At 51.1% G+C, this 7173-nt stretch carries 7 protein-coding genes; 4 read left to right on the plus strand and 3 right to left on the minus strand.

The window, feature by feature from the left end:
• Positions 1 to 3: 3 nt before the first annotated feature.
• Positions 4 to 627, plus strand: a complete 624-nt coding sequence (locus tag ACN0R1_RS15555) for a tetratricopeptide repeat protein (RefSeq protein ID WP_417584484.1) — start codon at positions 4 to 6, stop codon at positions 625 to 627.
• On the opposite strand, the gene ACN0R1_RS15560 is transcribed toward ACN0R1_RS15555, so the two are convergent.
• Both ACN0R1_RS15560 and hemL read right to left on the minus strand, forming a co-directional pair.
• Positions 621 to 1256 carry a hypothetical protein gene (locus ACN0R1_RS15560; protein WP_417584486.1) on the minus strand — a complete coding sequence of 212 codons (636 nt, stop codon included), beginning with the start codon at positions 1254 to 1256 and terminating at the stop codon, positions 621 to 623. The genes ACN0R1_RS15555 and ACN0R1_RS15560 overlap by 7 nt on opposite strands.
• 10 nt (positions 1257 to 1266) lie before the next feature.
• Complete coding sequence (gene hemL, locus ACN0R1_RS15565; protein ID WP_417584488.1) at positions 1267 to 2550, minus strand: glutamate-1-semialdehyde 2,1-aminomutase; 1284 nt, start codon at positions 2548 to 2550, stop codon at positions 1267 to 1269.
• A 241-nt stretch (positions 2551 to 2791) separates the two neighbouring features.
• Between hemL and argC the strand changes: the two genes are divergently transcribed.
• Both argC and erpA read left to right on the plus strand, forming a co-directional pair.
• Positions 2792 to 3826, plus strand: coding sequence for an N-acetyl-gamma-glutamyl-phosphate reductase (argC, locus tag ACN0R1_RS15570; RefSeq protein WP_417584490.1), 1035 nt, complete (start codon positions 2792 to 2794; stop codon positions 3824 to 3826).
• A 74-nt stretch (positions 3827 to 3900) separates the two neighbouring features.
• On the plus strand, positions 3901 to 4248 hold the full coding sequence (gene erpA, locus ACN0R1_RS15575) for an iron-sulfur cluster insertion protein ErpA (protein WP_417584492.1): 348 nt from the start codon (positions 3901 to 3903) through the stop codon (positions 4246 to 4248).
• 11 nt (positions 4249 to 4259) lie between these two features.
• Here erpA and ACN0R1_RS15580 read toward each other — a convergent pair whose 3' ends face one another.
• A complete protein-coding gene (locus ACN0R1_RS15580) occupies positions 4260 to 5369 on the minus strand; it encodes an anhydro-N-acetylmuramic acid kinase (protein WP_417584494.1) in 1110 nt (369 codons plus the stop codon).
• A gap of 185 nt (positions 5370 to 5554) precedes the next feature.
• Here ACN0R1_RS15580 and tyrS point away from each other — a divergent pair, with 185 nt between their 5' ends.
• Positions 5555 to 6847, plus strand: a complete 1293-nt coding sequence (tyrS, locus tag ACN0R1_RS15585) for a tyrosine--tRNA ligase (protein WP_417584496.1) — start codon at positions 5555 to 5557, stop codon at positions 6845 to 6847.
• The last annotated feature ends 326 nt before the right edge of the window (positions 6848 to 7173 follow it).

Consider the following 7173-nt stretch of genomic DNA (forward strand, 5'->3'; position numbering starts at 1 on the left):
TAAATGAATTGGGAAAAAATTGGTTTGGCGGTTGCTGGTGGTTTGTTGTTAACAGGTTGTGCGACATCCAATCCTTTCAGCAATATTCCGGTTGAAGATCGCTCTGGTCAGGTCGTAGAGTCAACACAATCGGGTTCATCGGGTGTGGTGGTTACGCCTTTAGATCCAGGGGTTACGGTCAGGCCAATTGAAACTGAACCGGTTATACGTGCGCAGCGTGAGATCCTGCCGCCTGCTGATGAGGTCTGGCAGCCAGCGCGCCAGCCGGTATCTGAGCCTACCGAGCAGCAGCCATCTTCTCAAAATACCAATACAGCTGTGTTAGCGCTACTGGATACCGCCAAGCAAGAAAGTGCGGGGGGGGATTTGCGTGCGGCTCAAGCGAGGTTGGAGCGCGCTCAGCGTATCTCACCAAGAGAGCCAGAGGTCTATTATCAATTGGCTGATGTAAAGCGTCAGTTGGGGCAGTTCATGGATGCAGAACAGGTCGCTTTGAGGGGGGTTGATGTTGCAAGCGGCCAGAGTGGGATGTTGAGGCGTTTGTGGGCATTAATTAGCCAGATCCGGACCGAAGCCGGGGATCTGGCGGGTGCCGATGATGCTCGTCAACAGGCGGCTCGTCACTGATTGTCGTGCTTCTGCGGTGTCGAGTGATGCTCAAACTGGCTGTGTAGCCCCAGAGTTAATGCTGGCAAGCTGGCAGCCAGAGTCAGCATCAGCCAGGGCGTGTTGCCGCTGGCTGCCAGTAAGGGGTAGGGGCTAAAGAACAGCAGCGCAATGCCCGTTAGCACAGTGCCTCCTAGCGATAACAGTCGTGCCTGGCTGGTTTTCAGCAGCAGGGCACCAATCACCAGGGCGAGCAGTAGCAGTATCACCAAAACCTGGCTGTAAATCACACCATAATCGGTTCGCCGGGTCAGCTCAAAAAAAGCGATCAGGCCCAGTAACCAGCGTCCCCAGCCCGCCATTGACCAGTGCCAGTTTTTTCCCGTAGCGAGAAAAATTGTGGCAATAAATGGTAAGGCAATAAAAAATGACAAGTTTTCTGTCATTTGCAGCAGTGTACTGGTGTGGCTGCCTGGGTTACTCCATATCAACCGCGTTAGTGCATACGCGCTGATAAAAAAGCAGCTCAATGCAAAGACTCTAACCTTGTAGTGGCTTTCGGGTTTGTCCTGTTTGTGCCTATGTAGCAGCCAGACCGCGCTGGTCAGGCTGCTCACCAATAACACTGCGCTAGATAGCAGATCCTGCATTAATTAATTCTCAGCTCAGGTGGGCGAATACTTTATCCGCGGCGGCAATAGTGGCATCCAGGTCTGCTTCAGTGTGCGCGTTGGAAATAAAGCCCGCTTCAAAGGCCGATGGGGCGAGGTAGATTCCCTGTTCCAGCATGCCATGGAAAAAGCGGCCAAAGCGACCTGTATCACAACTGGTAGCATCGGCAAAGCTGGTGATGGTCTCTCTATCCGTAAAGAACAGGCCAAACATGCCGCCGACACAGGTGGTGGTGAAAGGGATGCCGTGCTTGTCTGCCATGGCCTGTATACCCTCGGTCAAATATTCTGATTTGGCTGACAGCTGTTCATGAATGCCCGGTTCGCACAGAGCGTTGAGCATTGCCAGGCCTGCCGCCATGGCCAAAGGGTTGCCTGACAGGGTGCCCGCCTGATACACAGGACCCAGCGGCGCAATGTGCGACATGATGGCTTTCTTGCCACCGAAGGCGCCCACAGGTAAGCCGCCACCGATGACTTTGCCCAGTGTGGTCAGGTCTGGCGTTACCCCGTAATGAGCCTGAGCACCTCCCAGGGCAACACGGAAACCGGTCATGACTTCATCAAAAATCAGCACGCTACCGTATTGATCACAGACGTCACGCAGGCCTTCCAAAAAACCGGGAGCGGGTGGTATGCAGTTCATGTTGCCAGCTACCGGCTCTACAATAATGCAGGCAATCTGATCGCCTATTTCTGCAAAGGCTGCCTGAACACTGCTGATATCATTGAATGTCAGGGTGATCGTATGGGCCGCGAGGGCTTCCGGTACACCGGGTGAGTTAGGTTCGCCCAGTGTCAGAGCGCCAGAACCCGCTTTGACTAGCAGTGAATCCGAGTGGCCGTGATAGCAGCCTTCAAATTTGACGATCTTGTCTCGTCCGGTATAGCCACGTGCCAAGCGGATGGCACTCATGGTGGCTTCGGTACCTGAGCTGACCATGCGGACCATATCCATAGAGGGTACCAGTTCACAGACCTTATCAGCCATGGTGGTTTCAATGGCGGTTGGCGCACCAAACCCCAGGCCGTTATCCAGAGTTTTTCTGACCGCCTCGATCACTGGCGGAAATGCGTGCCCAAGAATCATTGGGCCCCAGGAGCCAATATAGTCGATGTAGCGGCGATCATCTTCGTCGAAAATATAAGCCCCTTTACCGCTTTTGAAAAACAATGGGGTGCCACCGACACCTTTAAAAGCACGGACAGGAGAATTAACGCCGCCGGGAATGTGTACCTGGGCTGCCTGAAAAAGTGATTCTGATCTGGACATGTATCGGTATCCTTTATGCGGTTTAAGCAAAACAACTGATAAATAGTGTCTAAGCGACCTAGTATAAGCTAAATAGCTGCGTTCTTTAATGATCCGGGTCCGGAATAGATTTGAAATTCAGTCGAGCCAGTGATAGTTATTGCGGCTCAGGGTTAGTATCATAGCTCTTAATACAGTAAACCTATTGTTGTGGGTAATGGTTCAGTAGGTTGTGCAGAGTGCTATCAGTTTGGAGGTTAGGGTGATTAAGGCAGGTATAGTTGGCGGTACAGGGTATACAGGGGTCGAGCTGCTGAGAATATTGTCAGCGCATTCTGGAGTGAGTGTGGATGTGATTACATCGCGCTCTGAAGACGGCATTCCTGTCGCGGACATGTTTCCCAGCTTGCGTGGCCATCTGGATTTGGCCTATAGCGTTCCTGATATTGAGAGGCTGGCGCAGTGTGATGTGGTGTTCTTTGCTACGCCGCATGGTGTTGCTATGAACATGTCTCCCGAATTAATTGCACGTGGCGTTAAGGTTATTGATCTAGGGGCTGACTTCCGCATCAAGGATATAGCGCTTTGGGAAACCTGGTACAACCACAAGCATACTTGCCCGGATCTGGTTGCTAAAGCTGTTTACGGCTTGCCAGAGATGAACCGCGATCAGATTCGCGATGCCCAGTTGATCGGTTGTGCAGGCTGTTATCCAACTGCAACACAATTGGGCTATTTGCCGCTGTTGGAAAAGAAACTGGTTGATCACCGCCGCCTGATTGCTGACTGTAAATCGGGCGTCAGTGGTGCAGGTCGAGGTGCAAGCATCGGTACGCTGCTGTGCGAAACCAGCGAAAGTGTTAAAGCCTATGGTGTGTCGGGTCATCGTCACTTGCCAGAGATTCGTCAAGGCCTGGCGCAACTTGCCGGTCGCCCCGTTGGTTTGACCTTTGTGCCGCATTTGATGCCGATGATTCGTGGTATTCACACAACGCTTTATTCGGTATTGCGTGACCCGGTTGATCCCGGTTTGCAGCAGCTGTTTGAAGAGCGTTATGCCAATGAGCCGTTTGTCGATGTGATGCCTGCAGGTAGCTGCCCGGAAACCCGTAGTGTTAAGGGGTCCAACTTCTGCCGTATCAGCGTACATCGTCCGCAGGATGATGATACGGTTGTGGTGTTGGCGGTGATTGATAACCTGGTAAAAGGGGCGGCTGGCCAAGCGATCCAGATAATGAATATCATGTTTGAACGACCTGAAACTGAGGGCTTGCAGCAAATTGCCTTGATGCCTTGATTGTCAATCGTGCAATAGTTGACTGTTTTGCTTGGTTAAGGCAGAATGCCTGCCAGTTTCAGAGGTGATGAGTAATGTCAGAAAGTATGCAGGATCCCGGTGTTCAATTTACACCCTCGGCGGCGGCGAAAGTCAGAACGCTGATGGATGAAGAAGAAAACGACAACCTTAAATTGCGGGTATATATCACCGGCGGTGGTTGCGCGGGGTTCTCCTATGGCTTTACCTTTGACGAAGACCAGGCTGAAGATGATACCGCGATTACGACGGATGGGGTCACACTGCTAGTGGACCCCATGAGTTTTCAGTATCTGATTGGCGCTCAGGTCGATTATAAAGAGGGTTTGCACGGTGCTCAGTTCAGTGTAGCCAACCCGAATGCTGCGACTACCTGTGGCTGCGGTTCCTCCTTCTCCATCTAATACGGCTGATTTTAGGCCGTATAGATCCCCCCTAAAATGCGCTCTCCTGCTGCGCCGGTAACAGCCACCAGGTTGCCACTCAGTTTTTGTAGTGTTCTGTAAGCTAACCAGGCAAATGCGCAGGCCTCAACCCAGTCTGGATCAAGTCCCAAGTCTTGTGTGGTTTGAACGTCGGCTTGCAGGTGTGCAGACAAGCGCTGGCGTAAAAACTGGTTATGACTACCACCGCCGCAGAGGAAAATTTCAGCTGAGCTAAGTCTATGCTGCTTAATGGCATTGGCCAAGGTGATGGCTGTGAGTTCTGTCAGGGTGTGCTGAACATCCTCGGGGCGTGCCGGACAGTTAAGCTGCGAAACTTGCTTGTTAATCCAGTCGGCATTGAATAGCTCCCGCCCGGTGCTTTTAGGGTAGGCGGCAGAAAAAAATGGCTCTTCCAGGTAAAAATCCAGCAAGGTTGGCAGTAGTCTACCGGAGGCGGCCCATTGGCCATCCTGGTCATAGGGTTGACCAGTGTGCTCTAATGCCCAGCCGTCGATTAACACATTGCCCGGACCTGTGTCGTAACCGATTACCTCGGCATGAGGATCTGCAGGTAGTAGCGTCAGATTAGCCATGCCACCGATGTTAACTATGACACGATCATGCTGTTTGCTGTGAAAACAGTGACGGTGGAATGCAGGTACTAGCGGCGCACCTTGGCCACCTGCCGCGAGATCCCGACGTCTAAAGTCGGCGACAGTAGTAATTCCGGTTCGCTCAGCTATTACGTTAGGATCACCAATTTGCAGGCTATAGCCTTTTTCAGGGCGATGCCTGAGGGTTTGGCCGTGGCTGCCTATGGCGGTGATCTGTTGTTTAGTTGTACCTGATTTGCTCAATAGCTGATTAACGGTTTCAGCAAAGTGGCGCCCTAACAGTGGGTCAAGCTCGGCCAGTTGTTCAATTTCATTGGCGCCAGGTGAGTTTAACGCCAGTATTTGTGCCTTGAGCTCAGCAGGAAGCGCCAAAGAGTGGGTGGCTAGCAGTAACGGGCCGTCACATTCAAATGACACCAGTGCTGCATCTATGCTATCCAGGCTGGTGCCGGACATCAGGCCAATATAAAGCTGAGGTTCTGTCACGTTGGCTATTCCTGTCTGAACTATTGATTTCTCGACGGCTCTTTTAACCTTGATTTGCGTGGCAGGTAGAGCTTTGGATCAGAGCTTAGCAGAAAGCGGGGAGTTGATGCAGCTGGGGTTTGTCATTGTTGTCTGCCAGGCGTTAGAATACCCGGCTCTAAATTATATTTTGGACTGAGTGGACAATGAAAACACAACCCTTGATAGAAGATTTGAAAGCCCGTGGCCTTATTGCACAATTGACGGATGAGGCCGCCCTGGCTGAACACCTCAATGAAAAGGCTGTGACGCTTTATTGCGGCTTTGATCCGACCGCTGACAGTCTTCATCTTGGGCATTTGGTGCCGTTATTGATGCTGAAGCGATTTCAGGAGTCTGGTCACCGTCCTATTGCGCTGGTGGGTGGTGCCACCGGTATGATCGGCGATCCCAGCTTCAAGGCGCAAGAACGGCAATTAAACTCGTCTGATATCGTGCAGCAGTGGAGTGAAAAGCTCAAGGCGCAGATCAGTCAGTTCATCACCTTTGACGGTGAGGATGGTGCGGTGCTGGCCAATAACTATGATTGGACGGCATCGGTTGATGTGCTGAGCTTTCTCCGGGATATCGGCAAGCATTTCACCGTTAACAAGATGATTGCCAAAGAATCCGTGCGTCAGCGGATTGAACGCGAAGATTCGGGTATCTCCTTTACCGAGTTTACCTACCAGATTTTACAGTCTTACGACTACCAGGTGTTGAATAAAACCTACGGTTGTACTTTGCAGATAGGCGGTTCAGATCAGTGGGGCAATATTACCAGTGGTATCGATCTTACCCGGCGTATGAACGGTGCGCAGGTGTATGGTTTAACCCTGCCACTGATTACCAAATCGGATGGCACAAAGTTTGGTAAAACAGAAGGCGGCGCTGTGTGGTTGTCACCGCAGAAAACCTCACCTTATGCTTTCTACCAGTTCTGGCTGCAAACCCCCGATGCCGATGTATACCGCTTTTTGAAATTCTTTACCTTCCTGGATGTGGCCCGCATTGATGCAATAGAGGCAGCGGATAAGGCGGCTGAAGGTCGTCCTGAAGCGCAGCGTATCCTGGCGGAAGAGGTTACCCGTCTGGTGCATGGTGAGCAGGCATTAGAAGGTGCACGCCGAATTACCCAGGCATTGTTTTCGGGCAATACTGAGGGTTTAAGTCGCACAGACTTTGAGCAATTGCAACTGGATGGACTGCCAGCCACGCAGTTACCTGAGTCGCTGAATGAGTTGCCACTGACTAGCTTGCTGGTTGATGCTGGTGTGGCGACCAATGGTAAGCAGGTTAAGGATGCATTGCAGCGTAATGCGGTGGTGATTAATGATAGGGAGTGCGGTTCAGAGCAGAATATGGCCGCTGAAACGTTATTTTCAGTAACCAATGCACGCTATGAGCGCTTCTTTCTGGTTAAGCTGGGCAAGAAAAAGCATCATCTTTTCTATATCTAAGGATGTTAAAGACAGGCTTGTAAAAAAAGTCGTACAAGCCTGTTGACCTCCTTGTAAGACCTCTGTAATATTCGCGCCTCGCTTGGGACGGAAGCCGCTAAGTCAGCTACCGAAACAGCGCATCACTTTTGTAGTAATTGATTGATATTTAAACATTAATCAGATTGTAAAGTGATGAGTTTCAAGTCTGTTTTTGAGTTTTTCAATTAAAAATTCTGAAACAAAATGCTTGACTCTCTGGTGCGAATCGGTAGAATACGCACCTCGCTTGAGACAACAGCCCAACACATCGGGTAGCTCAAGCCGCTCTTTAACAAATTAATCAG

Source organism: Nitrincola sp. (assembly GCF_048264025.1).
GTDB lineage: Bacteria > Pseudomonadota > Gammaproteobacteria > Pseudomonadales > Balneatricaceae > Nitrincola.